At 54.1% G+C, this 25,733-nt stretch carries 27 protein-coding genes, 1 pseudogene, 1 riboswitch and 3 other annotated features; of the genes and pseudogenes, 25 read left to right on the top strand and 3 right to left on the bottom strand.

Features of this window, described 5'->3' with window-relative positions:
* The first annotated feature begins 317 nt into the window (after nucleotides 1-317).
* The 16 genes from mutM (at nucleotide 318) to ABS784_RS03270 (ending at nucleotide 14,150) form a co-directional block, all read left to right on the top strand.
* On the top strand, nucleotides 318-1,142 hold the full coding sequence (gene mutM, locus ABS784_RS03345; RefSeq protein WP_015375584.1) for a DNA-formamidopyrimidine glycosylase: 825 nt from the start codon (nucleotides 318-320) through the stop codon (nucleotides 1,140-1,142).
* A gap of 27 nt (nucleotides 1,143-1,169) precedes the next feature.
* Nucleotides 1,170-1,775, top strand: a complete 606-nt coding sequence (coaE, locus tag ABS784_RS03340; protein WP_014196518.1) for a dephospho-CoA kinase — start codon at nucleotides 1,170-1,172, stop codon at nucleotides 1,773-1,775.
* 116 nt (nucleotides 1,776-1,891) lie between these two features.
* Complete coding sequence (locus ABS784_RS03335; protein WP_021322135.1) at nucleotides 1,892-2,920, top strand: glyceraldehyde-3-phosphate dehydrogenase; 1,029 nt, start codon at nucleotides 1,892-1,894, stop codon at nucleotides 2,918-2,920.
* 314 nt (nucleotides 2,921-3,234) lie between these two features.
* Entirely contained in the window at nucleotides 3,235-3,609 is a 375-nt protein-coding gene (speD, locus tag ABS784_RS03330; RefSeq protein WP_011232199.1) for an adenosylmethionine decarboxylase, read from the top strand.
* Between the two features lie 123 nt (nucleotides 3,610-3,732).
* Entirely contained in the window at nucleotides 3,733-4,131 is a 399-nt protein-coding gene (locus ABS784_RS03325) for an aminotransferase class IV (protein WP_014196515.1), read from the top strand.
* Nucleotides 4,132-4,198: 67 nt separating this feature from the next.
* A complete protein-coding gene (gene nrdR / locus ABS784_RS03320) occupies nucleotides 4,199-4,660 on the top strand; it encodes a transcriptional regulator NrdR (protein WP_013144522.1) in 462 nt (153 codons plus the stop codon).
* Between the two features lie 104 nt (nucleotides 4,661-4,764).
* On the top strand, nucleotides 4,765-6,150 hold the full coding sequence (locus ABS784_RS03315; protein ID WP_025039135.1) for a replication initiation and membrane attachment family protein: 1,386 nt from the start codon (nucleotides 4,765-4,767) through the stop codon (nucleotides 6,148-6,150).
* 11 nt (nucleotides 6,151-6,161) lie between these two features.
* Entirely contained in the window at nucleotides 6,162-7,103 is a 942-nt protein-coding gene (dnaI, locus tag ABS784_RS03310) for a primosomal protein DnaI (protein ID WP_013144524.1), read from the top strand.
* A gap of 347 nt (nucleotides 7,104-7,450) precedes the next feature.
* Nucleotides 7,451-8,326, top strand: a complete 876-nt coding sequence (gene ytxC / locus ABS784_RS03305) for a putative sporulation protein YtxC (protein ID WP_131872168.1) — start codon at nucleotides 7,451-7,453, stop codon at nucleotides 8,324-8,326.
* A 45-nt stretch (nucleotides 8,327-8,371) separates the two neighbouring features.
* Nucleotides 8,372-8,602 (top strand) — a binding site (T-box leader).
* 59 nt (nucleotides 8,603-8,661) lie between these two features.
* Nucleotides 8,662-10,620, top strand: a complete 1,959-nt coding sequence (thrS, locus tag ABS784_RS03300; RefSeq protein ID WP_318538360.1) for a threonine--tRNA ligase — start codon at nucleotides 8,662-8,664, stop codon at nucleotides 10,618-10,620.
* 226 nt (nucleotides 10,621-10,846) lie between these two features.
* Nucleotides 10,847-10,980: a sequence feature (ribosomal protein L20 leader region), on the top strand.
* Nucleotides 10,975-11,559, top strand: coding sequence for a translation initiation factor IF-3 (gene infC, locus ABS784_RS03295; protein WP_075261478.1), 585 nt, complete (start codon nucleotides 10,975-10,977; stop codon nucleotides 11,557-11,559). It overlaps the preceding feature by 6 nt.
* Nucleotides 11,560-11,572: 13 nt before the next feature.
* Entirely contained in the window at nucleotides 11,573-11,773 is a 201-nt protein-coding gene (gene rpmI / locus ABS784_RS03290) for a 50S ribosomal protein L35 (RefSeq protein ID WP_011232191.1), read from the top strand.
* A 25-nt stretch (nucleotides 11,774-11,798) separates the two neighbouring features.
* Nucleotides 11,799-12,158, top strand: a complete 360-nt coding sequence (gene rplT / locus ABS784_RS03285) for a 50S ribosomal protein L20 (RefSeq protein ID WP_011232190.1) — start codon at nucleotides 11,799-11,801, stop codon at nucleotides 12,156-12,158.
* Between the two features lie 57 nt (nucleotides 12,159-12,215).
* The gene (locus ABS784_RS03280) at nucleotides 12,216-12,467 is read left to right on the top strand and encodes a DUF1294 domain-containing protein (RefSeq protein WP_047758142.1); all 252 of its coding nucleotides are present in this window, start codon (nucleotides 12,216-12,218) and stop codon (nucleotides 12,465-12,467) included.
* A 15-nt stretch (nucleotides 12,468-12,482) separates the two neighbouring features.
* The gene (locus ABS784_RS03275; protein ID WP_011232188.1) at nucleotides 12,483-12,968 is read left to right on the top strand and encodes a dUTP diphosphatase; all 486 of its coding nucleotides are present in this window, start codon (nucleotides 12,483-12,485) and stop codon (nucleotides 12,966-12,968) included.
* A gap of 93 nt (nucleotides 12,969-13,061) precedes the next feature.
* Nucleotides 13,062-14,150, top strand: a complete 1,089-nt coding sequence (locus ABS784_RS03270; RefSeq protein WP_011232187.1) for a M42 family metallopeptidase — start codon at nucleotides 13,062-13,064, stop codon at nucleotides 14,148-14,150.
* 28 nt (nucleotides 14,151-14,178) lie between these two features.
* Here the strand turns inward: ABS784_RS03270 and sspI are convergent, their stop codons facing one another.
* Nucleotides 14,179-14,388 carry a small acid-soluble spore protein SspI gene (gene sspI, locus ABS784_RS03265; protein WP_013524294.1) on the bottom strand — a complete coding sequence of 70 codons (210 nt, stop codon included), beginning with the start codon at nucleotides 14,386-14,388 and terminating at the stop codon, nucleotides 14,179-14,181.
* A gap of 127 nt (nucleotides 14,389-14,515) precedes the next feature.
* On the opposite strand from sspI, the pseudogene ABS784_RS03260 reads away from it, so the two are divergent.
* From ABS784_RS03260 to pheT, 6 genes and pseudogenes are all read left to right on the top strand, one after another.
* Nucleotides 14,516-15,259, top strand: a pseudogene (locus ABS784_RS03260) (HI0074 family nucleotidyltransferase substrate-binding subunit).
* Nucleotides 15,260-15,387: 128 nt separating this feature from the next.
* Nucleotides 15,388-15,912: a peptide-methionine (S)-S-oxide reductase MsrA gene (gene msrA, locus ABS784_RS03255; RefSeq protein ID WP_013144533.1), complete on the top strand. Its 525-nt coding sequence runs from the start codon at nucleotides 15,388-15,390 to the stop codon at nucleotides 15,910-15,912.
* Entirely contained in the window at nucleotides 15,909-16,664 is a 756-nt protein-coding gene (locus ABS784_RS03250; protein WP_352511441.1) for a TrmH family RNA methyltransferase, read from the top strand. The genes msrA and ABS784_RS03250 overlap by 4 nt, the downstream gene beginning before the upstream one ends.
* Nucleotides 16,665-16,704: 40 nt before the next feature.
* A complete protein-coding gene (locus ABS784_RS03245) occupies nucleotides 16,705-17,076 on the top strand; it encodes a hypothetical protein (RefSeq protein WP_011232182.1) in 372 nt (123 codons plus the stop codon).
* Between the two features lie 55 nt (nucleotides 17,077-17,131).
* Nucleotides 17,132-17,367, top strand: a binding site (T-box leader).
* Between the two features lie 99 nt (nucleotides 17,368-17,466).
* Nucleotides 17,467-18,501, top strand: a complete 1,035-nt coding sequence (gene pheS / locus ABS784_RS03240) for a phenylalanine--tRNA ligase subunit alpha (RefSeq protein WP_011232181.1) — start codon at nucleotides 17,467-17,469, stop codon at nucleotides 18,499-18,501.
* A gap of 21 nt (nucleotides 18,502-18,522) precedes the next feature.
* On the top strand, nucleotides 18,523-20,937 hold the full coding sequence (gene pheT / locus ABS784_RS03235; RefSeq protein ID WP_021322144.1) for a phenylalanine--tRNA ligase subunit beta: 2,415 nt from the start codon (nucleotides 18,523-18,525) through the stop codon (nucleotides 20,935-20,937).
* A gap of 303 nt (nucleotides 20,938-21,240) precedes the next feature.
* On the opposite strand, the gene ABS784_RS03230 is transcribed toward pheT, so the two are convergent.
* A complete protein-coding gene (locus tag ABS784_RS03230; protein WP_011232179.1) occupies nucleotides 21,241-22,164 on the bottom strand; it encodes a helix-turn-helix transcriptional regulator in 924 nt (307 codons plus the stop codon).
* A gap of 136 nt (nucleotides 22,165-22,300) precedes the next feature.
* On the opposite strand from ABS784_RS03230, the gene modA reads away from it, so the two are divergent.
* The 3 genes from modA to crcB (ABS784_RS03215) all read left to right on the top strand — a co-directional run bounded on the left by modA (nucleotide 22,301) and on the right by crcB (ABS784_RS03215) (nucleotide 23,988).
* Nucleotides 22,301-23,092, top strand: a complete 792-nt coding sequence (gene modA, locus ABS784_RS03225) for a molybdate ABC transporter substrate-binding protein (protein ID WP_033025967.1) — start codon at nucleotides 22,301-22,303, stop codon at nucleotides 23,090-23,092.
* A gap of 48 nt (nucleotides 23,093-23,140) precedes the next feature.
* Nucleotides 23,141-23,203, top strand: a riboswitch (Fluoride riboswitch).
* Between the two features lie 45 nt (nucleotides 23,204-23,248).
* A complete protein-coding gene (crcB, locus tag ABS784_RS03220) occupies nucleotides 23,249-23,638 on the top strand; it encodes a fluoride efflux transporter CrcB (RefSeq protein ID WP_011232177.1) in 390 nt (129 codons plus the stop codon).
* Entirely contained in the window at nucleotides 23,638-23,988 is a 351-nt protein-coding gene (gene crcB / locus ABS784_RS03215) for a fluoride efflux transporter CrcB (protein WP_042379905.1), read from the top strand. Before crcB (ABS784_RS03220) ends, crcB (ABS784_RS03215) begins: the two co-directional genes overlap by 1 nt.
* A gap of 311 nt (nucleotides 23,989-24,299) precedes the next feature.
* Here crcB (ABS784_RS03215) and ABS784_RS03210 read toward each other — a convergent pair whose 3' ends face one another.
* Complete coding sequence (locus ABS784_RS03210; RefSeq protein ID WP_352511437.1) at nucleotides 24,300-25,580, bottom strand: alkaline phosphatase; 1,281 nt, start codon at nucleotides 25,578-25,580, stop codon at nucleotides 24,300-24,302.
* Between the last annotated feature and the right edge of the window lie 153 nt (nucleotides 25,581-25,733).

The raw sequence follows: 25,733 nt of genomic DNA, 5'->3' as shown, positions 1-25,733 counted from the left end.
TGTGGATCGCCGGCACCCTTAAGAAGGCCTGTGATGCAATGAAAAAGCAGTTTCACAACGACTCTTCTCCAGTTGAGAAGCCTTGGAACATCGAGTCGTCCTTCTCAACCAACATGACCGATTTTGCGAAAATCAGCGTTTCTCACCGGCCTTCTAGGCAGAATCTTTCGGTGCGACGATTCTCGGCTGCAACTCGATGAATTGGAGCGAAACAGCTGCCGCCCCATGGAGAATCTTTCTCTCGGCGGATGAACCGGCGTCAATGCGAAAGCGTCGGCGGGAACGATGCAGGAAAACGGAGGAAAGGGGGGATCGCCATGCCGGAATTGCCGGAGGTGGAAACGATCCGTCGTACGCTTTTGCCGCTTATTGTCGGAAAAACGATTGAGGATGTGCGCATCTTTTGGCCGAACATCATCCGCCATCCGCGAGACCCCGAGGAGTTTGCGGCAAGAATGATCGGACAGACGGTGCGTGGTTTGGAACGGAGAGGGAAGTTTTTGAAATTCCTGCTCGACCGCGATGCACTCATTTCCCATTTGCGCATGGAAGGGCGCTACGCCGTTGCTTCTGCCCTCGAGCCGCTCGAACCGCATACGCACGTCGTGTTTTGCTTCACGGACGGCAGCGAACTCCGTTACCGCGACGTGCGCAAGTTCGGAACGATGCACGTTTATGCCAAAGAAGAAGCTGACCGTCGGCCGCCGCTTGCTGAGCTTGGGCCGGAGCCGCTTTCCCCGGCGTTTTCCCCAGCTGTATTGGCGGAGCGGGCGGTGAAAACGAAACGGTCGGTCAAAGCGTTGCTCCTTGATCAGACGGTCGTGGCTGGGTTTGGCAATATTTATGTCGACGAATCGCTGTTTCGCGCCGGCATTCTTCCCGGCCGGCCGGCCGCCTCTCTCTCCAGCAAAGAGATCGAGCGCCTGCATGAGGAAATGGTGGCGACGATCGGCGAGGCGGTCATGAAAGGGGGAAGCACGGTGCGCACGTATGTGAACACGCAAGGCGAGGCCGGCACGTTTCAACATCATTTGTACGTGTATGGCCGCCAAGGCAATCCGTGCAAACGATGCGGCACGCCGATTGAAAAAACGGTCGTCGCCGGCCGCGGCACGCATTATTGCCCGCGCTGCCAGCGCTAGGCGGCGTGTAAAAAGGAGAGAGGTTCCATGACGTTGACGATCGGATTGACCGGCGGGATCGCCAGCGGCAAAAGCACGGTGAGCGCGATGATGCGCGAGCTCGGCCTTCCGGTCATTGATGCTGACGAAGCGGCGCGCGCCGTCGTCCGACCGGGGGAAGACGCCTACCGTCAGATTGTCGCCGCCTTCGGTCCGGGCATTTTGCAGACAAATGGAGAGATCGATCGGGCGAAACTCGGGGCGATCGTGTTCAACGACGAAGAAGAACGGAAAAAGCTAAACGCCATCGTTCACCCGGCGGTGCGTCAGAAAATGCTCGCGGAGAAAGAAGCGCTCGTCCGTTCCGGGGCGAAAACGGTCGTATTGGACATTCCGCTTTTATTTGAAAGCGGATTGACATCCTGGGTCGATAAAGTACTTGTCGTGTATGTTGACGATGACATCCAGCTTCGCCGGCTGATGGAGCGGAACGGGTTCACTGAGGAAGAAGCGCGCGCCCGCATTCGCGCTCAATGGCCGCTGGCGGAAAAAATGAAGCGGGCCGACGCGGTCATCAACAATAACGGAACGAGGGAAGAGACACGCCGTCAGCTGTTGGCTATTTTGAAACAATGGGACGCCTTGGAAAAATAGGCGTCTTTTTTGTTCGCTTTCAGTCATTTTGTTCTCCACATTTCCTAAAAATATGATATACTATTTATACAAATATAAGAAAATAGTATAACATATATGAGAGGAGAACAAAGTGAATGAAGGCGAAAGTGGCGATTAACGGTTTCGGACGAATCGGACGGATGGTGTTCCGGCGCGCCATCAATTCCTCTGACCTCGACATTGTGGCGGTGAACGCCAGCTATCCGCCGGAAACGTTAGCCCATTTAGTAAAATATGACTCAAACCACGGTAAATTTGACGGTGAGGTCATCGCCTTGGAAGACGGCCTGCTCGTCAACGGCAAAAAAGTGAGGCTGTTAAACTCGCGCGACCCGAAACAGCTGCCGTGGAAAGAGCTTGATATCGATATTGTGATTGAAGCGACCGGAAAATTCAACGACCGCGAAAAGGCGAGCCTTCACCTTGAGGCAGGGGCGAAGCGCGTCATTTTAACCGCCCCAGGCAAAAATGAAGATGTGACGATCGTTGTTGGCGTCAACGAGCATATGCTTGACATCGACCGCCATTTCATCATTTCGAACGCCTCGTGTACGACAAACTGTTTGGCTCCGGTCGTCAAAGTGCTCGATGAAGCGTTTGGGATTGAAAACGGCCTGATGACGACGGTTCACGCGTATACGAACGACCAAAAAAACATCGACAACCCGCATAAAGATTTGCGCCGCGCCCGCTCATGCGCGCAGTCGATCATCCCGACGACAACGGGAGCGGCGAAAGCGCTTGGCCTAGTGCTGCCGCATTTAAAAGGGAAGCTTCATGGCATGGCGCTCCGCGTCCCGACGCCGAACGTCTCGCTCGTCGACTTGGTCGTCGACTTGAAGCGCGATGTGACGGTTGATGAGGTGAACGAGGCGCTGATCCGCGCTGCCAACGGCCCATTGAAAGGCATCTTGGATTTCACGATGGAGCCGCTTGTCTCGATCGATTTCAATACGAATCCGCATTCTGCGATTATCGACGGCCTGTCGACGATGGTGATGGAAGGGCGAAAAGTGAAAGTGCTCGCTTGGTATGACAATGAATGGGGCTATTCGTGCCGCGTCGTTGATTTAGCCCATCTTGTCGCGGCCAAAATGAATGAGCGTCTCAGCGTCAATGCGTAACAGCGGTTCGATGTGAAGCGCGCCGCCTGCGCTATGGCTTTTGCGATCCGCACAAACGGATCGGGCCACGGTGCGGGAGTGGGCGCTTTTTCTCTTTTTTATGCAAAAAAATTAAAAAAGCCTGTTGCAAAAACCCCCTAAACAAAGTATACTATGTCTCGTGAACTTCTTAACGGCAAGGGTAATGTGACTACTTAAAGGGTTAGGACCTCTTAGGACTAACTTTCCCCCGTGGTAGTTATACATGCCATTTTGCAACTCACCTTCTGTTTTTTTATTTGTTTGAGAAAATTGGTTAAAGGGGGATTCTTTTCATGGACACGATGGGTCGTCACGTTATCTCGGAACTTTGGGGATGCGACTTTGACAAACTGAATGATATTGATTTTATTGAAAAAACGTTCGTTGACGCCGCGTTAAAGTCGGGAGCGGAGATTCGCGAAGTGGCGTTCCATAAATTCGCTCCGCAAGGCGTAAGCGGGGTCGTCATTATTTCGGAATCGCATTTGACGATTCACACGTTTCCCGAACACGGCTATGCGAGCATTGATGTGTATACATGCGGCCATTTAGACCCGACGATTGCCGCCGATTACATTGCCGAAATGCTGGGCGCGCAAACGCGGGAAACGATTGAACTTCCGCGCGGCATGCGCCCGATCGAAGTGAAAAAGGCGCAGGCGCTGTAATTGGATAATGATAAACCGAAAGGAGCGTAAGCGAAACGCTCCTTTTTTTGCGCCCTCGGCGGTACAACAGCGGCGAAAATCATGGTATGATGGAAGAAAAAGAATGACTAGGGAGACGTGGCAATGAGCATGTGGAAAACACTCAAATACGCCTTCACAAACCATTGTGAAACGCGGGAAAATCATGAAGATGAAGAGCTAAGAAGCCATTATTACAAAGCGACGAACCGCGCCGTCATCGATGCGGTCAAGGAGCTGCTCTCGTCGCTGCCCGGCGCCGAGCTCGTTTCTGTTTCCGAAGAGCGCGGCGAAATTTGTGCGCAAACAAAGCGCGGCAAAAAGTTGTTCATCGTCGCTACCGTCATTTCCGTGCGGCCGTTTGAAACGGCGGTCGACTTTTCCGCGACGACGGAGACGAAGCTATTGCCGTTTGATTTTGGGCATAGCCGGGCGGTCATTCTCGATTTGTATCGGAAGCTCGACGCCCGCCTGCCCTATATCGGTTCCGGACTGAACAGCTAACTATATCTTGTCTGCTTTCGTCCATTCCGGTATGATAGAAAATAAGAAGATCAACGGAGTGGATGTTATGCGATGTCCTTCATGCCATCATCAAGGCACGCGCGTGCTTGACTCGCGCCCGGTTGAAGAGGGTCGTTCGATCCGCCGCCGGCGGGAGTGCGAACAGTGCCATTATCGGTTTACGACGTTTGAGCGGATCGAGGAGCCGCCGCTGATTGTTGTGAAAAAAGAGGGAACGCGCGAAGAATTCAGCCGGGAGAAAATTTTGCGCGGCTTGATCAAAGCGTGCGAGAAGCGGCCGGTGGCGCTCGAGGAGCTTGAAAAAGTGACGCAGGAAATTGAGCGCGAACTGCGCAATCAAGGCGTCTCGGAAGTGAAAAGCGAAACGATCGGCGAAATGGTGATGGAGCGCCTGTCACACATCGATGAGGTCGCCTATGTCCGCTTCGCTTCCGTCTATCGGCAGTTTAAAGATATTAATGTGTTCATTGAAGAACTGAAAGAGCTGATCAAAAAAGGGCAACGGTAAAAAGGGCTTTGGCGTTAGGCGGCAAGCCCTTTTTTCAACGTCTTTTCGGCAGGAAAGGGGAGAGCCGGTTTGAAACGAATACGGCGGAATGGAAGGTCGGAGCGATGCAGCACCATTGGAAAGAGCTGATTGCTGTCGACCGTTATACCGTGCAAAGCCGTGGGGTGTTGCAAGAGGTGGACCGTAAAGTGCTGACGCTGCTTTACCAGCCGCTCATCGGCTGCCGGGCGTTGGCGCTTTATATGACGCTTTGGGGGGAGCTTGAGCTGCTTGACGGCCAGGAAGCGACCCATCATCGGCTTATGGCGCTCATGCAGTGCGGACTGCCGGACATTTACAGCGAACGGTTGAAACTCGAAGGAATCGGGCTGCTCGACACATACGTCCACGCTCCAGAGGCGGATGAACCGAAGCTGTTTCTTTATGAGCTGCGTCCGCCGCTGGCGCCAGACCAGTTTTTCCGCGACGAGATGTTGAGCGTTTTTTTGCACCGGCAAGTCGGCCGCCACTTGTTTATCCAGCTGAGCAACTTTTTTGCCCGTCCGTCCATTGATGAAACGAAATTCACCCAGGTGACGCGGTCGTTTTCCGACGTGTTTTCGGCCGTGCCCGCTGAACAAATCGTCGCCGGCCTTAGCGAAGAAGCCGGGCCCGAGCTGCTTGAAGGGAAGGATCACATCAGGCGGGATGAGGCGTCGTATGTGCTCGATGATGATGTATTCGACTTTGAGCTGTTTTTTGCCGGCCTGTCCAAGCAGCTTGTGCCGCGCCGGGCTGTGACAGCGAAAGTGAAGGAAGCGATTAAAAAGCTGGCGTTTTTATACGGCATTCCGCCGCTTGAGATGCAAAAACTGGTCCTTGGCGTCATCGATCCGGCCTATCATATCGATATTGACGCGTTGCGCCGGGCGGCGCGCGAATGGTATGAGCTCGAACATGGCGGTGTCGAGCCGCGCCTCGTCGAACGAGTGCAGCCGCTCGCCTACCGGACGATGGAAAACATCGAACCGCGCACAAAAGAGGAGCAACTAATGAAACAGCTGGAAACAATTTCCCCGCGCCAGCTGCTGAAAGAGATTTCAGGCGGCGCTGAGCCGTCGCTTGCTGATTTGCAGTTGATCGAAGACATTATGTTCCAGCAGCAGCTGCTCCCCGGAGTTGTCAACGTGCTCATTTATTATGTCATGCTCCGGACGAATATGAAGCTGTCGAAAAAATACGTAGAAAAAATCGCCAGCCATTGGGCGCGCAAAAAGGTGAAAACCGTGAAGGAAGCAATGGAACTGGCGAAAGAAGAGGCGAAAACATACCAAAACTGGGCGAACGAAAAGGAAAAAGGGACGCGGACGGTGCGCAAAGTCGTGCGCACGGAAATCGTCCCGGACTGGCTGAACATGGATTACAGCCAGCCGGATGATGATGATTTTGACGTCGAACAGGCGCGCAAAGAGCTTGAGGAACGGCTGAAAAAATACCGTGATGAATCATAGAGGGAAAAGCCATGGAACGAGTAAACCACCTGTTGCAGCGGTTGCTTGGCAATCAACGGTTTAAACAACGCTACGAACAAATGAAACGCTACATTTTGGAGCATCCGGACGTGCAGCCGTTTTTGCGGGCGCACGAACGGCAATTGTCGGCCGATGCGGTTGACCGCAGCTTGATGAAGCTGTATGAGTTCATCGAGCAGCACGGGAATTGCCGCCAATGTCCGGGCCTTGAGCGATGCAACAACATGCTGCCGGGGTACCATCCAAATTTGGTGGTCAACGGTGGAAGGATCGACGTTGAGTACGACCGCTGCCCCAAAAAAGTGCAGCATGACGAGCGAAAACGGCAAGAGTCGCTCATTCAAAGCATGTTCATGCCGCGCGAAATCTTGCGTGCTTCGCTCTCTGACGTCGATCTCAATGACGATGGGCGGATCAAAGCGATCCGATTTGCCGAGCGGTTTGTGGCGGAATACGAGCCAGGGAAAAAAATGAAAGGCTTGTATTTGCACGGATCGTTTGGGGTGGGCAAAACGTATTTGCTCGCCGCGATCGCCAACGAGCTGGCGAAGCGAAACGTTTCGTCGCTGATCGTCTACGTGCCCGAGCTGTTTCGTGAGATGAAACATTCGCTTCAAGACCAGACGATGAACGAAAAGCTTGATTATATCAAAAAAGTGCCGGTGCTGATGCTCGATGACCTTGGGGCGGAGGCGATGTCAAGCTGGGTGCGCGATGATGTATTTGGCCCGATCTTGCAATACCGGATGTTTGAAAACTTGCCGACGTTTTTCACGTCGAACTTTGATATGCAGCAGCTCGCCCATCATTTGACGTATTCGCAGCGCGGCGAAGAAGAGAAGGTGAAGGCGGCGCGCATTATGGAGCGAATCCGCTATTTGGCCTATCCGATTGAAATCACTGGACCGAACCGCCGTGAGCAAAATATATAAAGGCGATTTGAAACGTTGCCGTTTGCACAGGCATGTTGATTAACCCATAAAAACTAGTTGAGCAGGTTCTGTTTCTAGCTTTTCTGCCGTAGTCGGCAAGCGGTTCGTTTGCCGACTGGGGCTGACCCAAAAGGGTAATTTCCCTTAAACAAAACACAACATATTGTTTCTTATTTAATTGTTTTATGCCTGTATACGGTAATAAGAAAGGGTGTCCCGATCCTTTTGGGGCACCCTCTCCTCGAACAATGAACGCCGCTAAGCTTTGTGGTTTTTTAGTCTAAACAGCCCGTTGTCCCCATATATATAAACCAAGCATTCCTTTCGGGCTAAAGGGGGGACAGCGGGTGATCGAAATCCATTTTGACGAGGCAAGCGAGGCGAAAAAATTGGTTGGGCTGCTAGATCACCGGCAACCGGATGACGGTCCGCTGTTTCATGCCGCTTATGACGGGAACAAAACCGTGGCGGTTTACATACAGGGCGAGGAGAAGCGTGTGCTTGAGGAGCATATCATCCCAGCGATGACGGCGTTTATGCAGGAGGTGATGGAAGACCGGCTGCTGCTATCCATCATTGCCAATGTTTTTTATTTCCGCGACGTCGAAGAACAGCAGCAAATTTTGGCCCTCGCTCATTCGTTTTTGGACGGCGAGCGGCGCGATTACCGGAAAAGCGCGGCGTTTGCCGCCTCGCGCACCGTGATGTTGCGCGACGCTTTTGCCTCCTTTTTGCGCGACGGCTTGTCATTTTCGTTTTCTTCGTTCGTTACGTTCCGGTTAAAGCCGTATATGGAGCGCCTCCAACATTATGTCGAGCTGGCGATTGATGAATACAAGCTGGAGCAGGAGTATCAAAATTTTGTGCAAATGCTGCGCGACTGCCTGGCTGGCCGGACGCCGCAATGGCCGCGCCTGTATTTGGTGCACGATCCGCCGCACTTCGTATTTTACGACAGCGAGCGGCGGGAGCTGTCGGCGGCGGAAGTGAGACAGTTGATCGACCGCCATCTCGTCTTCAGCCAGCCGATGTATATTGATGCATCGGTGCTCGCTCCGCTTGTCTCGCTCGCTCCGGCGGAAATTGAGCTGTACACCGATCATCCGGATGACGGCATGGTGCAGACACTGCAAAACGTGTTTCAAGAACGGCTGATCGTCTGCCGCCGCGCCGATTTTTCCCGCTTGTTTGCCGCCAACGCTGGAAATGGGGGAGAAGCTTGATTTTTCCTGCTGTTTTCGCTATAATGTCGTCATGAATATGGATGAATACAAGCGATGACGAGGACATGGGTGCATTTTTACGGTTTCCAGAGAGGGAAGGCAGCGGCTGGAACCTTCCTAACACGAAAAATGCGCTTACCCCCTCAGAGCTGCGGCAGCGAACGCAACGCCCAGTAGTTGCCGCCGGTGGACGACCGTTATTCTTGTTGAGCCATGGCATGGCGAGGCGCTGCCATGGGAAGAAGGGTGGAACCACGATGAAAACTCGTCCCTTTAGGAGGGAGGAGTTTTTTTATTTTTCCATTTTCATCATCATGACAAAGGAGTGATTGCCGATGCCAGACGTCATTCGCATCACGTTCCCAGATGGGGCGGAAAAGGAGTTTCCGAAGGGGACGACGACGGAAGACATCGCTGCCTCGATCAGCCCGGGGCTGAAGAAAAAAGCGATCGCCGGCAAACTGAACGGCCGGTTCGTTGATTTGCGCACGCCGCTTCACGAAGATGGCGAGCTTGTCATCATTACCCAAGACATGCCGGAGGCGCTTGACATTTTGCGCCATAGCACCGCCCACTTAATGGCGCAGGCGATCAAGCGGATGTATGGCAACGTCAAGCTCGGCGTCGGTCCGGTCATTGAAAACGGCTTTTACTATGATATCGACATGGAGCATAAGCTGACGCCAGACGACCTCCCGAAAATCGAAGCGGAAATGCGCAAGATTGTCAAAGAAAATTTGGACATCGTCCGCAAAGAAGTGAGCCGCGAAGAAGCCATCCGGCTGTATGAAGAAATCGGCGATGAGTTGAAGCTCGAGTTGATCGCCGATATTCCGGAAGGCGAGCCGATTTCGATTTATGAGCAAGGCGAGTTTTTCGACCTTTGCCGCGGTGTGCACGTGCCGTCGACTGGAAAAATCAAAGAGTTCAAGCTGCTCAGCATCTCGGGGGCCTACTGGCGCGGCGACAGCAACAACAAAATGCTGCAGCGCATCTACGGCACGGCCTTTTTCAAAAAGGAAGACTTGGATCGTTATTTGCGCCTGCTTGAAGAAGCGAAAGAGCGCGACCACCGGAAGCTCGGCAAAGAGCTTGAGCTGTTTACGACATCGCAACAAGTCGGACAAGGCTTGCCGCTATGGCTGCCGAAAGGAGCGACGATCCGCCGCATTATCGAACGGTACATCGTCGACAAAGAAGTGGCGCTCGGATACGATCATGTCTACACACCGGTGCTCGGCAGCGTCGAGCTGTACAAGACATCGGGCCATTGGGACCACTACAAAGAAAACATGTTCCCGCCGATGGAGATGGACAACGAAGAACTTGTGCTTCGTCCGATGAACTGCCCGCACCATATGATGATTTACAAAAGCAAGCTGCACAGCTACCGCGAGCTGCCGATCCGCATCGCCGAGCTCGGCACGATGCACCGCTATGAAATGTCTGGAGCGCTTACCGGCCTGCAGCGCGTCCGCGGCATGACGCTCAACGACGCCCACATTTTCGTGCGCCCGGACCAAATCAAAGACGAGTTCAAGCGCGTCGTCAACTTGATTTTGGAAGTCTATAAGGATTTCGGCATTGAGGAATACTCGTTCCGCTTGTCTTACCGCGATCCGCATGACAAAGAAAAATATTATGATGACGATGAAATGTGGGAAAAAGCGCAACGCATGCTGCGGGAAGCCATGGACGAGCTCGGCCTCGATTACTACGAAGCGGAAGGGGAAGCGGCGTTTTACGGGCCGAAGCTCGATGTGCAAGTGCGCACGGCGCTTGGCAAAGACGAGACGCTCTCGACGGTGCAGCTTGACTTCCTGTTGCCCGAGCGCTTTGATTTGACATACATTGGCGAGGATGGGAAGCCGCATCGTCCGGTCGTCATCCATCGCGGCGTCGTCTCGACGATGGAGCGGTTTGTCGCGTTCCTCATCGAGGAGTATAAAGGCGCGTTTCCGACATGGCTCGCCCCGGTTCAAGTCAAAGTGATCCCCGTGTCGCCGGAGGCGCACCTCGATTACGCGTATGACGTGCAACGGACGCTGAAAGAACGCGGCTTCCGCGTCGAAGTCGACGAGCGCGACGAAAAAATCGGCTATAAAATCCGCGAAGCGCAAATGCAAAAAATCCCGTACATGCTCGTTGTCGGCGATAAAGAAGTGTCTGAGCGAGCGGTCAACGTCCGCCGCTATGGAGAAAAAGAAAGCCGGACGATGGGGCTTGACGAGTTTATGGCCTTGCTCGCTGACGATGTGCGGAAAAAACGGACAAGATTAGGGAAAGCGCAATAAACCGTTGACAGGCGACATAAACGTTCAAGCGCCACAAGGAAGCAACGGTGGCGATGGCCCATGTCATGGGCGGTTTTTCAAAGAAATGGCGGCGTGAACAAGATTTTCTCTTGCCAATTGAATGTTGATCCGCTATAATAAAGGACGTTGTGTTTATCAAGATCCGCTCCTTGACATGCCATCGCCAAGGTGGTATAGTGTATAAAGTGGAATGATTGCTTGTTTGTAACAAAAGCAGAAGCACCCCGCTTCTCACCTGACCGACGCCAAGACGGCTGTTGGCAGGTTGTTACGGTTCGTCAATGCGAGTGTAAGGACGTACTGCGCGGGTGCTTTGTGCATCTGCGCTTTTTTTTGGGCTGGAAGTGGGGCTCTGCTGGCAAACAAGCCAGTCGGAAAAAACCTTGGAGGTGGCTCATTATTAGCAAAGATTTTATTATCAACGAACAAATTCGTGCCCGTGAAGTGCGCTTGATCGACCAAAACGGCGAACAGCTTGGCATCAAGTCGAAGCAGGAGGCGCTTGAGATTGCGGCAAGACGCAACTTGGATCTTGTGCTTGTCGCGCCGAACGCCAAACCGCCCGTTTGCCGCATCATGGACTACGGCAAATTCCGCTTCGAGCAGCAGAAGAAAGAGAAAGAAGCGCGCAAAAAACAAAAAGTGATCAACGTCAAAGAGGTGCGCCTCAGCCCGACGATCGAGGAGCATGACTTCAACACGAAGCTGCGCAATGCGCGCAAGTTTTTGGAAAAAGGCGATAAAGTGAAGGCGACGATCCGCTTTAAAGGTCGGGCGATCACCCATAAAGAAATTGGGCAGCGCGTCCTTGACCGCTTCTCGGAAGCGTGCGCCGACATTGCCGTTGTCGAAACGGCGCCGAAAATGGACGGGCGCAACATGTTTTTAGTGCTCGCACCGAAAAACGACAACAAGTAAGGAGGAACCTGCGATGCCAAAAATGAAAACTCACCGCGGCTCGGCGAAACGGTTCAAAAAAACGGCCAGCGGCAAATTAAAACGCGGTCATGCCTATACGAGCCACTTGTTTGCCAATAAAACGAAAAAACAAAAGCGTCATCTCCGCAAAGCGACGCTTGTCTCGCCTGGAGATTTCAAACGCATCCGCCAAATGCTTGACAACTTGAAATAACGACCGACTATAGGAGGGAACGATTATGCCACGCGTAAAAGGTGGACCAGTGACGCGCAGACGTCGCAAAAAAGTGTTAAAACTCGCAAAAGGCTATTTCGGCGCGAAACACGCATTATATAGAGTCGCGAACCAACAAGTGATGAAATCGCTCATGTATGCGTATCGCGACCGCCGTCAACGGAAGCGCGACTTCCGCAAACTGTGGATTGTCCGCATCAACGCAGCGGCTCGCCAAAATGGCTTGTCCTACAGCCGTTTGATGCACGGCTTGAAGCTGGCCGGCGTGGAAGTGAACCGGAAAATGCTCGCCGACTTGGCGGTGAACGACCAAGCCGCGTTCGCCCAACTCGCCGACTTGGCGAAAGCGAATTTGAATAAATAACAACGATGGCCATCCTTGATCAGGGTGGCCATTTTCTTATCAAGGAAAGGGATCGATATGGTACAATACGGGATAGCGATCAACCTTCTCGCTTTTTTCGTGATGGGGGTCGACAAATACAAGGCGAAGCGCCGCCGCTTTCGCACCGCCGAGCGGACGCTTTGGCTGCTGGCGTGGTTGGGTGGAGCTCTGGGGGCAATGGCGGGCATGTACACGTTTCGCCATAAAACGCGCCATCGGACGTTTCGCTATGGTTTGCCGCTGTTGGCAGCGGTGGAGCTGTTTCTCTATTGGCGATGGATGAGGTAGAAAGGGGAGGAGAGAATGAATTGGCCTTTGCTTTACGATATGCAGCGCATGTTGGATCGGCGCATTGAAACGGAGCATGGCTTGATGGAGGAAGATTTGTTTGCCCGCAAGCAGCTCGCCTTTCTTGTGGAGCTGGGTGAACTCGCGAATGAGACGCGTTGCTTTAAATTTTGGAGCATCAAACCGCCCGCGCCAGCCGAGCGAGTGCTTGAGGAATATGTTGACGGCTTGCATTTTTTATTGTCGCTCGGGCTGGAGTGCGGCTTGTTTTATGAAGAAAACGAAGCTCCGTCGGCGGGACGGCCGCTTGTCGAGCAGTTTCTTGCCGTGTTTCGCGCCGCCGAGCGGTTCGGGGAGACGAGAGCGCGAGGGGAATATGATGCGCTGTTTGCGGAGTATTGGCGGCTTGGCGTGGCGCTCGGTTTTTCTTCCGACGACATCGAGGCGGCGTATCGGCGGAAAAATGAAGTGAACCACAAGCGGCAAAACGAGCGCTATTGATCTTTTTTTCGGGTGGCGAATGATTCATTTTGCCAATCGTCAGCCTTTTCAAGTATAATAAAAAAGTGGACAAAACCGGAAAGGGGTGCCAAGATGGCGAAGTTGGACGAAACGTTGACGATGCTGAAAGCGCTGACCGATGCGAAAGGCGTCCCGGGCAATGAGCGGGAAGCGCGCGATGTGATGAAGACATACATAGCTCCGTATGCGGATGAAGTGACAACGGATGGCCTCGGCAGCTTGATTGCCAAAAAAGAAGGGAAATCGGGCGGGCCGAAAGTGATGATCGCCGGCCATTTGGATGAAGTCGGCTTTATGGTGACGCAAATCGACGACAAAGGATTCATCCGCTTCCAAACGCTTGGCGGATGGTGGAGCCAAGTGATGCTCGCCCAGCGCGTGACGATCGTGACGAAAAAAGGCGACATCACCGGCGTCATCGGTTCGAAGCCGCCGCACATTCTGCCGCCGGAGGCGCGCAAAAAACCGGTGGAAATCAAAGATATGTTCATCGACATCGGCGCGACAAGCCGCGAGGAAGCGATGGAGTGGGGCGTCCGCCCGGGCGATATGATCGTGCCGTATTTTGAATTTACGGTATTGAACAATGAAAAAATGCTGCTCGCGAAAGCATGGGACAACCGGATCGGCTGTGCGGTCGCCATCGATGTGCTCAAGCAGCTGAAAGGCGTCGACCATCCAAACACGGTATACGGCGTCGGCACGGTGCAGGAAGAAGTCGGCTTGCGCGGCGCGCGCACGGCCGCCCAATTCATTCAGCCAGATATCGCGTTTGCTGTTGACGTCGGCATTGCCGGCGACACGCCGGGGGTGTCGGAAAAAGAAGCGATGGGCAAACTCGGCGCCGGCCCGCACATCGTCTTGTACGACGCAACGATGGTGTCGCACCGCGGCTTGCGCGAATTTGTCATCGAAGTGGCGGAAGAGCTCAACATTCCGTACCATTTTGATGCCATGCCAGGCGGCGGTACGGACGCGGGAGCGATTCACTTAACCGGCATCGGCGTTCCGTCGCTCACGATTGCCATCCCGACGCGCTACATCCACTCGCACGCCGCCATTTTGCACCGCGACGACTACGAAAACACGGTCAAGCTGCTTGTTGAGGTGATCAAACGGCTTGACGCCGACAAAGTGAAACAACTGACGTTTGACGAATAAAAACACCGGCCGATTCGGCCGGTGTTCGTCATTGTTTAACCGCCTGCTCGAGTGTTGTGAGCATCATGTCTTTTTGCTGCTCATTGGCATGCGTCCAAATGGCTTCAAAGAGGACACCGAGGCCGGGCAAATATTTTTCCTCGCCTCGTTGGATCGCATCTTCGATCGTATGTTCCAGCTGCTCTTTCGAGTTGTTGGCTACGTTGTGCATAATGGCTTCCCGCAAGTTCAAATCCATTTGTCTCACCTCGTTGGCCGTATTGTACACCGTTATCGTTTGCCAATGGCGGCGGATTTATACATGGAGCGGCTCTCGTATATGGTATAATAGAGGAAAAACTAGACCGAAATGAGTGATGGCGACGATGGACGAGAAACCGCTCTATGGATTGGAACGAACGGTATTTCGCCAACTGCTCCATCTATTTTCCCGTTATGCTGATGTCATTGAAAAAGTCATTTTGTTCGGCTCAAGAGCACGAGGCGATTACAAGGAAGGATCGGATATCGATTTGGCGATCAAATTTCGAAAACCGTGAGGCCCGCTGTACCTCCTGCAATCGGACTTGGATGAACTTCCGATCATTTATCCGATCGATGTTGTTGATTACAATCAAATTCACAACGAACAGCTAAAAATGAATATTGACCAAGAAGGAAAGACGATTTTTCAAACGAACGAGCACGGGAAGGTGATGGTCACCATGAGCCGGCTGATGGATCGATTTTACGATTTCGAACGGGCGCTCTCCAAACTCCGGCAAAGTGCCGCAAGAGACGCCCAAACGGATGACCTTGTTGTTGATGCGACCATTCAACGCTTTGAATTCACGTACGAACTAGCATGGAAATGGATGAAACTTTATTTGGAGCATCAGGGATACGCTGAAGTGACGAGTCCGAGGAAAACGATTCGCGAGGAGTTTCGGGAAGGGTTGATTCAAGACGGAGAGACATGGCTTCGCATGCTCGAAGACCGCAACCGGACGTCCCATACGTATGATGAAGAAACTGCCATGGACATGTATGAACGCATTCGCACCCACTATATCCCGCTGTTTGACCGCTTGCTTGACGAAATGAAACAACGGCTTGACTCGGCGACATGAGCGGCCGGCGTGCGGAACGGAACGCGCTTGGCTTTGTGAAGGAACTTGACTTTGGTCGTGAAAGATGACAACGGCACACATTTTGCTATAATCAAAGGAAGAAACTTGATGCATGAGGTGACGACACAATGGAGAAAGCGACATTCGCCGGCGGCTGCTTTTGGTGCATGGTGACGCCGTTTGAGGAGCTCGATGGCATTTACGGCATCGTCTCCGGCTATACAGGGGGACATGTGGAAAATCCAACATACGAGCAAGTGAAAACCGGCACGACCGGCCACTACGAAGCGGTGCAAATCACCTTCGACCCGGACGTCTTTCCGTATGAGCGGCTCTTGGAGCTGTATTGGTGCCAAATCGACCCGACCGATGACGGCGGCCAGTTTCACGACCGCGGGCCGCAATACCGGACGGCGATTTTTTACCATAACGAAAAACAGCGCCAGCTCGCCGAGCAGTCAAAGCGGGCGCTCGAGGAAAGCGGGCGCTTCTCCAAGCCGATCGTGACGAAAATTTTGCCGGCCACCACGTTTTATCCGGCGGAAGAGTACCATCAAAACTATCATAAGAAAAATCCGGAACATTACAAGCAAGATCGAGCCGCCTCGGGGCGTGACGAATTTATCGCCAAACATTGGGGGACGAAGCGGTGAAGCGGATCGAATCGCCGAAAAATGCGCGCGTCAAACAATGGAAAAAGCTGCTGACAAAAAAAGGGCGCGATGAGACCGGATTGTTTTTGCTTGAAGGGTTTCATCTTGTCGAAGAGGCCATAAAAAGCAACGCGCCCCTTGTCGAGCTGATCGTTGATGAGCGGACGGCCGTCCCGCCCGGCTGGAACGTCACAGGTGTCCCGGTTACGATCGTGACCGAAGCGGTGATGAGGGCGATCAGCAGCACGGAGACGCCGCAAGGCATCGCCGCGGTGTGCCGGCAGCTGTCGACCGAGCTTGAAGGCGTGAAGACCGCCTTGTTTATTGACGCCGTGCAAGATCCGGGCAATCTTGGGACGATGATCCGCACCGCCGATGCCGCTGGGATCGATGCCGTCATCCTCGGTGAGGGATGCGCCGACTTGTACAATCCGAAAGTGGTGCGGGCGACGCAAGGGTCGCTGTTTCACCTTCCGGTTGTCAAAGGCGATCTGGCACAATGGATCGCGCGTTTCAAGGAGCAGGGCATTCCGGTGTACGGCACCGCCTTGGAGAACGCCGTCGATTACCGCACCGTTCCACAATCGTCTTCGTTCGCCTTGCTCGTCGGCAATGAAGGAAGCGGCGTCCGACCCGACCTGCTGCGCCTAACGACAGAGAACGTGTACATCCCGATTTACGGCCGCGCCGAGTCGCTGAACGTCGCCGTTGCGGCCGGAATTTTGCTTTATTCCTTGCAGGCGGTGCGGTAAAATAGAATCGAAAATCAATAGGACAAGGGAGCGGAGACAGATGGATGGCGAACTGCGGGCGTTATTGAACGCTGTGCTCGAGCGTCTTGATGTTCAAGGGGCCTACATCGAACAAATGCGCATGGATATCGTCAAGCTGCAAGGAAGCGTGAAACAACTCGAAGACAAAGTCGATCGCCTTCAAAGTGATGTGGACGCCATGAAAAAAGACATGGACGCCATGAAAAAAGACATGGATGCCATGAAAAAAGACATGGATGCCATGAAAAAGGACATGTTGGGGGTCAAAAAAGATGTCGCCGCGCTCAAGGAAGGGCAAGTGCGGCAGGAAAAAATTATGGAGCGCCTTGCCATCCGCTCGATTGAACAGGAAGCGGAAATCGATGAGCTGCGCAAAGAAATTTCGGCCTGACCTTGCCTTTGCCCACTCATTTGCGTATAATGAATAGCGACAATTTCCCATACGGACAACAACGATGACGGAGAAAAGTAGCTTGCTGTTCGCCATCCAGGGAGAAAACGCCATAGACTGGGAGCGTTTTTATGGCCGGCGCAAGTGAAGTTCACCTCCTGAGTTGACACCGGGACCATCCCGACGAGGGATGTAAAGGTGTTCCGGCTTTCGGCCGTTATCGCAATGAAGTGAACAGCACGCTTATGCTGTTAACAAGGGTGGTACCGCGAGCAACAACTCGTCCCTTACCGGGGCGGGTTTTTTTTATCATCTTAAACCGAGAAGCCCCCCGCTTCTACGCGTGAGCGTAAGTGGGAGGGCGTTCAACTGAAATGAGGAGGAATTGATGTGAAAGAACGGCTGTACGAGCTGAAACGCCAGGCGCTCGAACAAATCGGCCAAGCCCGCGACTTAAAAGCGCTGAACGACGTGCGCGTCGCCTATTTAGGCAAAAAAGGGCCGATCACCGAAGTGCTGCGCGGCATGGGGGCATTGCCGCCGGAAGAGCGCCCGAAAATCGGCGCGCTTGCCAATGAAGTAAGAGAGGCAATCCAACAGGCGCTGGAAGCGAAACAAGCGAAACTGGAACAGGAGGAAGTGGAGCGGAAGCTGGCTGCCGAGGCGATTGATGTGACGCTGCCGGGCCGGCCTGTGAGTCTTGGCAACCCGCATCCGCTGACGCGTGTCATTGAAGAAATTGAAGACTTGTTTATCGGCATGGGCTATACGGTCGCCGAAGGGCCGGAAGTGGAGACCGACTATTACAACTTTGAGGCGCTCAACTTGCCGAAAGGACATCCGGCCCGCGATATGCAAGATTCGTTTTACATCACGGAAGAGATTTTGCTTCGCACCCATACGTCGCCGATGCAGGCGCGGACGATGGAAAAGCACCGCGGGCGCGGCCCAGTGAAAATCATTTGCCCGGGCAAAGTGTATCGCCGCGACACCGATGATGCGACGCATTCGCACCAGTTTACGCAAATTGAAGGATTGGTTGTTGACCGGAACATCCGGATGAGCGATTTGAAAGGGACGCTGCGCGAATTTGCCCGCAAGCTGTTCGGGGAAGGGCGCGACATTCGCTTCCGGCCGAGCTTTTTCCCGTTCACGGAACCATCGGTCGAAGTCGATGTGTCCTGCTTCCGCTGCGAAGGGCGGGGCTGTGGCGTCTGCAAAGGCACCGGTTGGATCGAAATTTTAGGAGCCGGCATGGTGCATCCGAACGTGCTTGAGATGGCCGGTTTTGATTCGAAAACGTACACCGGCTTTGCGTTCGGCATGGGGCCGGAGCGGATCGCGATGCTGAAGTATGGCATTGATGACATCCGCCATTTCTATCAAAACGATCTACGTTTCTTGCGGCAATTTTTGCGTGTGTAACAGAAAAAGGAGGAGTTGGGAATGCTCGTTTCTTACCGTTGGCTAGGGGAATACGTCGATTTGACGGGCATCACCGCCAAAGAGCTCGCGGAGCGGATTACGAAAAGCGGCATTGAAGTCGAGCGGGTCGAAGCGCTTGACCGGGGAATGAAAGGAGTCGTCATCGGTCATGTGCTCGAGTGCGAGCCGCACCCGAACGCGGATAAACTGCGGAAATGCCTTGTCGACTTGGGAGAGGACGAACCCGTGCAAATCATTTGCGGCGCCCCGAACGTCGCCAAAGGGCAAAAAGTCGCCGTCGCCAAAGTCGGGGCGGTGCTGCCGGGCAATTTCAAAATCAAACGGGCGAAGCTGCGCGGGGAAGAATCGAACGGTATGATTTGTTCGCTCCAAGAGCTCGGCGTCGAAACGAAAGTCGTGCCGAAAGAATACGCGGACGGCATTTTCGTCTTTCCAAGCGACGCGCCGATCGGCGCCGATGCCATCGAGTGGCTCGGCTTGCATGACGAAGTGCTTGAACTGTCCTTGACGCCCAACCGCGCCGATTGTTTAAGCATGATCGGCGTCGCCTATGAAGTCGCCGCCATTCTCGGCCGCGATGTAAAACTGCCGGAAGCGGCGGTCAAGGAAAACAGCGAACATGTCCATGAATACATTTCCGTGCGCGTTGAGGCGCCGGAAGACAATCCGCTGTACGCCGGGCGGATTGTGAAAAACGTCCGGATCGGCCCGTCGCCTCTTTGGATGCAAGCGCGTTTGATGGCGGCCGGCATTCGCCCGCACAACAACGTCGTCGACATTACGAACTACATTTTGCTTGAGTACGGCCAGCCGCTTCATGCGTTTGACTACGACCGCCTCGGTTCGAAGGAGATTGTCGTCCGCCGTGCAAAAGCGGGCGAAACGATCATCACCCTTGATGATGTCGAGCGGAAGCTGACGGAAGAACATCTCGTCATCACCAACGGCCGCGAGCCGGTCGCCTTAGCCGGCGTGATGGGCGGGGCGAATTCGGAAGTGCGCGACGACACGACGACCGTGTTCATTGAAGCGGCGTACTTTACAAGCCCGGTCATCCGCCAAGCGGTGAAAGACCACGGGCTGCGCAGCGAGGCGAGCACCCGATTTGAAAAAGGGATCGATCCAGCGCGGACGAAAGAAGCGCTCGAGCGCGCCGCGGCGTTGATGTCGGAATACGCCGGCGGCGAGGTCGTCGGCGGCATCGTCGAAGCGAGCGTGTGGCGCCAAGACTCAGTGGTGGTGACGGTCACGCTCGAACGCATCAACGGCGTCCTCGGCACGGCAATGTCGAAAGAGGAAGTGGCCGCGATTCTTTCGAACTTGCAATTTCCGTTTACGGAAGACAACGGAACGTTCACGATCCACGTCCCGTCGCGTCGGCGCGACATTGCAATTGAAGAAGATATCATTGAAGAAGTCGCCCGTTTGTACGGCTACGACCGCCTGCCGGCGACGCTGCCGGTGGCCGAGGCGAAACCGGGCGGACTCACGCCGTACCAGGCGAAGCGCCGCCGCGTCCGCCGCTATTTGGAAGGAGCCGGCTTGTTCCAAGCGATCACGTATTCGTTGACGAGCCCGGACAAAGCGACGCGCTTTGCGCTTGAGACGGCCGAACCGATCCGCTTGGCGCTGCCGATGAGCGAAGAGCGGAGCGTTCTTCGACAAAGCTTGATTCCGCATCTGCTCGAAGCGGCGAGCTACAACCGCGCCCGCCAAGTCGAGAACGTCGCCTTGTACGAAATCGGCTCTGTCTACTTGTCCAAAGGAGAACACGTCCAACCGGCGGAAAACGAGCGGCTTGCCGGCGTTCTCACCGGCTTATGGCACGCCCATTTGTGGCAAGGCGAGAAAAAAGCGGCTGATTTTTACGTCGCCAAAGGCGTTCTTGACGGGTTGTTCGACTTGCTTGGGCTGTCCAAGCGCATCGCGTACCGCCCGGCGAAACGCGCCGATTTGCATCCCGGACGGACGGCGGACATTGTGCTTGACGGCCGGGTCATCGGCTTTGTCGGCCAGCTCCATCCGGCCGTGCAAAAAGAGTACGATTTAAAAGAAACGTACGTCTTCGAGCTCGCCTTGGCCGAGCTGTTGAACGCCGAAAGTGAAGCGATCCGCTACGAGCCGATTCCGCGATTCCCGTCCGTCGTGCGCGACATTGCCTTGGTCGTCGACGAAAACGTCGAAGCTGGCGCCCTCAAGCAAGCGATCGAAGAAGCCGGGAAACCGCTTGTCAAAGACGTCTCCCTCTTTGACGTCTACAAAGGCGACCGCCTGCCGGACGGGAAAAAATCGCTCGCCTTCTCGCTCCGCTACTACGATCCGGAGCGGACGCTCACGGATGAAGAAGTCGCCGCCGTCCACGAGCGGGTGCTCGCCGCGGTCGAGAAACAATTTGGCGCGGTGCTGCGCGGGTAAAACGAAAAGCTGTTCCAAAAAGCGACTCGCTTTTGGAACAGCTTTTTTTGGATGGATGGCATAGAATCGGAGCAAGGAAATAGGATTTGGAAGGTTCCGCTGAATCATCGCCTGATGTCCAAAACATGCATATAGATGCCATTTGAAGCTTTAAGATTCGTCGCTTTTCCTAAGCATTGGATCGACTGCCAAGACGTGATGGAGGCAAGCCTTGGCAGTCGAAAAAATGGACAAGCGGCTTTTCCATTAAGGAGATGGTAAACGTTTTCGTTGCGTCGATACAGATGCGGTTGTGCTGCCCTGTCAGCCGCGTTCGGCGATGATTTGCCCGGTTTGCGACACATCGTATCCGCCGAGCGCTTCGAGTTCGGTGCGGAACGAATCGGAGCGAAGCACGTTCAAGACGGCGGCGATGAGCGGTTCGTTCTCCCGCGTCCGCAGCATGACGACATCATACTGCTCTTTCATCAGCGGAATGAACTCGACGCCGGCCATTCGCGCCACTTTTTCCGTGCCGATGCCGACATCAGCGAGACCCGCCGCCACCGCGGAGGCGACGCTCAAATGGCTTGTCTCCTCACGCTCATAGCCGCGAATAGCGGACGGTGACAGCCCATGCAGGCGCAGCTGTTCATCCAAGAGCACACGCGCCCCCGCTCCTTTTTCCCGGTTGACGATCACGACGTCGCTCCTTCCCAAGTCGCTCCACGTTTGGATGCCGCGCGGATTGCCTTTTTGCACGTAAAACCCGATCGGCCTGCGCATCAAGTTCACCATGATGTACGTATGGCCTGTCAACAGCTTTTCAACATAGGGACGGTTGTACTCACCCGTTTGCCCGTCAAACAAATGCACGCTGACGATGTCACATTGCCCTTTGTATAGAGCGATCAATCCGTTGAGGCTGCTCGTATAGGTGCGAAGCGATTGATAAGGGCCGCCTTTCTCGAGATGGGCGCCAAGCAAATCGAGCGCCATATCTTGACCGCTGATGATGATGGGGCGAAAAGCGGTTTCGGTCGGCCGTGAAACGGCGGGGGAAACGGTGCTTGCCTCCCCTTTTTGCCCGGCGATGTACCGCTTGAGATCATCCGCGGTGATCCGCATTTGCCGCCCGACGCGAAAGGCGGGCAGCTTCCCTTTTTTCACTAAATCATACACCGTTAGTTTTGACACCTTTAATAAGGAAGCGATTTCTTCAATCGTGTATGACTGCGGCTCCGGCATCATGCAATCCTCCTTTCTTCCATTGTAGCGCAAAGAAAGGGAGGTGAAAAAATTTTTTCTTTCATAACTATTTATCATTATTTATAATTAGATATCATTACATATAAAAATCTAAATGGAGATAAGGGGGATGTAGATGCGAAAAATGGCATGGCTTGTCGCGGTGGTCTTGTTGTTCGGCTTGTATGGCTGCGACAGCGGTTCGAAAGAGGGGGCTGGGCAAACGAAATCGGCGGACAAAGTGGAGCTCACCATCTCCGCCGCGGCCAGTCTGCAAGAAGCGCTGGAAGAAGCGAAAACGGCGTTTGAACGAAAGCACCCGAACATCCGCATCCAATATAATTTTGGCGCGTCGGGCGCCTTGCAAAAACAAATTTCCGAAGGGGCGCCGGTCGATCTCTTTTTCTCCGCGGCTGCCGAGCCATTTGAGGAACTGAAAAAGGAAGGGCTGATCGATTCCAAACACGAAAAAACCGTGCTCGCCAACGAGCTGGTGCTCATCGTTCCGAAACAAGGAGAAGAGGCGATTCAGTCGCTCGATGACATCACCCGCGCCAAACGAGTGGCGATCGGCATCCCCGAGTCGGTGCCGGCCGGCATGTACGCCAAACAAACGTTGGAGAAGGCGGGGTTGTGGGAGCAGGTGAAAGCGAAGCTTGTTTACGCGAAAGACGTTCGTCAAGTGCTGACGTACGTGGAAACCGGAAACGTCGACGCCGGGTTTGTGTACCGGACGGACGCGCTCGTGTCGGACAAAGTCAAGATCGCCGCCTCCGTGCCAAGCGGCATGCACGACCCGATCGTCTATCCGCTTGGTGTTGTCAAGACGAGCAAACATCTCAAGGAGGCGCGGGAGTTGTATGATTATTTGACGAGCGAACAAGCGCTCCAAATATTCGAACAACACGGGTTCCGACCAAGCCGTTGAATCTGCTTCCCATTGGGAGGGGATATATGGTAAAATAAAGGCGATGCCAATCGAATAGGCGATGGAGTTCGCCATAACCGCCGGCTTCCGGCTGATGACTCCTGCTGCAAATTGAAGCGGCAGGAGTCTGTTCATTTTTGGAAGGAGGGGTCCTTATTGGTCTATCTCGCTGTCGGCATCGCCGGCATGATCGGCGCGCTTGTCCGCTATGGCCTCGGTTTGGTTGTTCCCGCCGCCGCCGTCGGCGGCTTTCCGCTCGGGACGCTTTTCATCAACTGGACAGGCTCGTTTTTGCTCAGCTGGTTCACCGTGATGTTCACCCGCCGCCCCGCGTGGCCGCCATGGCTGAAAACAGCCGTAACGACCGGGTTCGTCGGCTCGTATACGACGTTTTCGACGCTTAGTGTTGAATGTGTGGAATTGATGGAACAAGGGCGCTTTGGCATGGCGGCCGTTTATATCGCTGCCAGCCTGTTTGGCGGGTTGCTCGCCTCATGGGCTGGATATGCCGCCGCTCAACCGGAACGGAAGGAAGGGATTGGATAATGTACGCACCGCTGTTTGTGGCGACCGGCGGTTTTTTCGGCGCCATGGCCCGCTATCTCGTCAGCCGCTGGGCGGCTCGGCGTTCGCCGCGTTTTCCGCTCGGGACGCTCATTGTCAACTTGCTTGGGTCCTTCTTGCTCGGCTGGCTCGCTGGAAGCGGCGCCGCCGATGCCGCAAAACTGCTTGTTGGCACGGGCTTTATGGGCGCGTTCACCACGTTTTCGACCTTAAAATGGGAAAGCGTGCAAATGATGCAGCAACGCCAATGGGCGAAGGTTGTCGTTTATTTGGCGGCTACGTATTTGTGTGGCGTTTGGCTCGCGTGGCTTGGCTATCACGTGGGGCGGTGACCGCAGCGCCGAAAAACAAGCATTGTTTCTTAATTAGTTGATTGTGAAAAAGAACGTTCTTGGCTTGCTTTTAGAGGGCTGGTGATTGAATGAAAAATGTGAATCAACAACAGTGTTTTTCAATTTGATAAGCCTTGTAAAATCTGTTTTTCTCTTTGATCAAAAATGACCGATTTGCAGGAATGATTGTTTTTTCACCGCCCTTCTAGGCAATCAGTATGGATGAATGGATAGAAAAATCTTCCCCGCAAACGATTCGTTCGCGGGGAAACGGAGATCGATGAAGGACAACGTTCGAAACACGGATGGCGTTATCTTCTGCTTTTTCCAAACAATAATTGTTCGAGAATGTCATGAATGCGCGTATTTTCATAAATGCCGGTGAATCGCTCCGCTCCCGGGCCCATGGCAGTCAGCGGCACATCGGCGGCGGTGTGGCCTGTTGTCGTCCAGTCGAGGGCGAACGTTTGCGTAGAGCGGGCAATTGGAAACGGACCGTCTTCGCCGGAGATCGTTTTGCCGTCTCCCGACTCATCCGTGCCGCCCGGCGTTTCGATCGTCAAGCCGCCGCATTCATGGTCAGCGAGCACGAGGACGAGCGTATCCCGATGGCGCTTGGCGTACTGTTTCGCTACGGCGACCGCTTCGTCAAGCTGCTGGCCCGCTTTGATCATGAGCGATCCGTTGTTTTCATGGCTCATTTCATCAATGGCTTCTTCTTCGACAACGAGGAAAAAGCCCTTTTTATTTTGCGACAGCACGTCAAGCGCTTTTTTTGTCATATCGGGCAGCGGCACAACGGGATTGTACACATCTCCTTCTCCTTCGGGGCGCTGCTGGAACATTTCTTCGTTGGCAAACAGTCCAAGCAGCTTGCGGCCGGACGCTTGTTTCAGCTCATCGGCGGTGCGGACGTACGTGTAGCCGAGCTGCTTGGCGCGTTCAACCAAGTTTCCTTGCGTGCCTTTGCTTGCTTCTTCCGGATCTTCGGCTGGATGGTCGGGGTAATAGCCAGGATTTCCAGCAGGATACCAGTAATCTTCCCCGCCGCCCAAAATGACATCCACTTTCGTTTGTTCGATGTATTGCTTGGCGATGTCGCTTTGGGCAGAGCGATTGGCGGTGTGGGCGGCAAACGCAGCCGGCGTGGCGTCCGTCACTTGGGCGGTCGTGACAAGCCCTGTTGCCTTGCCGGCTTTTTTTGCTTGTTCCAAAATCGTTTCCACTGGTTTTCCTTGCAGATCAACAGAGATGGCGCCGTTGTACGTTTTCACGCCTGAGGCGATCGCGGTCGCCGCCGCAGCGGAGTCGGTGATGAATGACTTCGAGTCGGCGGAGTTCGTATGGACAAGCCCGCTGTATGGCATATCGTCCATCTCCAATTCTCCAGCGATCCCTTTTGTGGCAAGGCGAATGGTGTTGCGATGCGCTGTGCCCATGCCGTCGCCGACAAAAAGGACGACATTTTTCACCTCAGACGGCTTCGATTGTTTCGCTGGGGCGGCCCATGCATCTTGTCCAGCTTGATGCAGCGCCAGTCCGGCGCTCAGCCCGGCGATGAGCAAAGCCGTGCGGCGTTTCGATTGGAACATCGTTCTCCTCTCCCTTTTCAGATGATTTTGTCATCTTTATCGTACAAGCTGGATGTTAAGTGTTCGTGAATGCCATGTAATCGTTTTGAAAACATTTCCTTATTATTCGAATGGGGCGACAGAATGGGTTCTCTTTTGCCAACATTCCTCGTT

Source organism: Geobacillus sp. G4 (assembly GCF_040327975.1).
Lineage (GTDB): Bacteria > Bacillota > Bacilli > Bacillales > Anoxybacillaceae > Geobacillus > Geobacillus thermoleovorans.
This window is presented reverse-complemented; position numbering and strand designations above follow the sequence as displayed.

Coding starts and splice junctions, on each gene's coding strand:
- coaE (WP_014196518.1), top strand. CDS start 1,170: ATGACGTTGACGATCGGATTGACCGGCGGGATCGCCAGCGGCAAAAGC.
- dnaI (WP_013144524.1), top strand. CDS start 6,162: ATGGAACGAGTAAACCACCTGTTGCAGCGGTTGCTTGGCAATCAACGG.
- ABS784_RS03280 (WP_047758142.1), top strand. CDS start 12,216: ATGGTACAATACGGGATAGCGATCAACCTTCTCGCTTTTTTCGTGATG.
- thrS (WP_318538360.1), top strand. CDS start 8,662: ATGCCAGACGTCATTCGCATCACGTTCCCAGATGGGGCGGAAAAGGAG.
- ABS784_RS03325 (WP_014196515.1), top strand. CDS start 3,733: ATGAGCATGTGGAAAACACTCAAATACGCCTTCACAAACCATTGTGAA.
- nrdR (WP_013144522.1), top strand. CDS start 4,199: ATGCGATGTCCTTCATGCCATCATCAAGGCACGCGCGTGCTTGACTCG.
- ABS784_RS03270 (WP_011232187.1), top strand. CDS start 13,062: ATGGCGAAGTTGGACGAAACGTTGACGATGCTGAAAGCGCTGACCGAT.
- pheT (WP_021322144.1), top strand. CDS start 18,523: ATGCTCGTTTCTTACCGTTGGCTAGGGGAATACGTCGATTTGACGGGC.
- msrA (WP_013144533.1), top strand. CDS start 15,388: ATGGAGAAAGCGACATTCGCCGGCGGCTGCTTTTGGTGCATGGTGACG.
- speD (WP_011232199.1), top strand. CDS start 3,235: ATGGACACGATGGGTCGTCACGTTATCTCGGAACTTTGGGGATGCGAC.
- mutM (WP_015375584.1), top strand. CDS start 318: ATGCCGGAATTGCCGGAGGTGGAAACGATCCGTCGTACGCTTTTGCCG.
- crcB (WP_042379905.1), top strand. CDS start 23,638: ATGTACGCACCGCTGTTTGTGGCGACCGGCGGTTTTTTCGGCGCCATG.
- ABS784_RS03315 (WP_025039135.1), top strand. CDS start 4,765: ATGCAGCACCATTGGAAAGAGCTGATTGCTGTCGACCGTTATACCGTG.
- ABS784_RS03245 (WP_011232182.1), top strand. CDS start 16,705: ATGGATGGCGAACTGCGGGCGTTATTGAACGCTGTGCTCGAGCGTCTT.
- ABS784_RS03275 (WP_011232188.1), top strand. CDS start 12,483: ATGAATTGGCCTTTGCTTTACGATATGCAGCGCATGTTGGATCGGCGC.
- ABS784_RS03230 (WP_011232179.1), bottom strand. CDS start 22,164: ATGCCGGAGCCGCAGTCATACACGATTGAAGAAATCGCTTCCTTATTA.
- modA (WP_033025967.1), top strand. CDS start 22,301: ATGCGAAAAATGGCATGGCTTGTCGCGGTGGTCTTGTTGTTCGGCTTG.
- sspI (WP_013524294.1), bottom strand. CDS start 14,388: ATGGATTTGAACTTGCGGGAAGCCATTATGCACAACGTAGCCAACAAC.
- rplT (WP_011232190.1), top strand. CDS start 11,799: ATGCCACGCGTAAAAGGTGGACCAGTGACGCGCAGACGTCGCAAAAAA.
- ABS784_RS03210 (WP_352511437.1), bottom strand. CDS start 25,580: ATGTTCCAATCGAAACGCCGCACGGCTTTGCTCATCGCCGGGCTGAGC.
- ABS784_RS03335 (WP_021322135.1), top strand. CDS start 1,892: ATGAAGGCGAAAGTGGCGATTAACGGTTTCGGACGAATCGGACGGATG.
- rpmI (WP_011232191.1), top strand. CDS start 11,573: ATGCCAAAAATGAAAACTCACCGCGGCTCGGCGAAACGGTTCAAAAAA.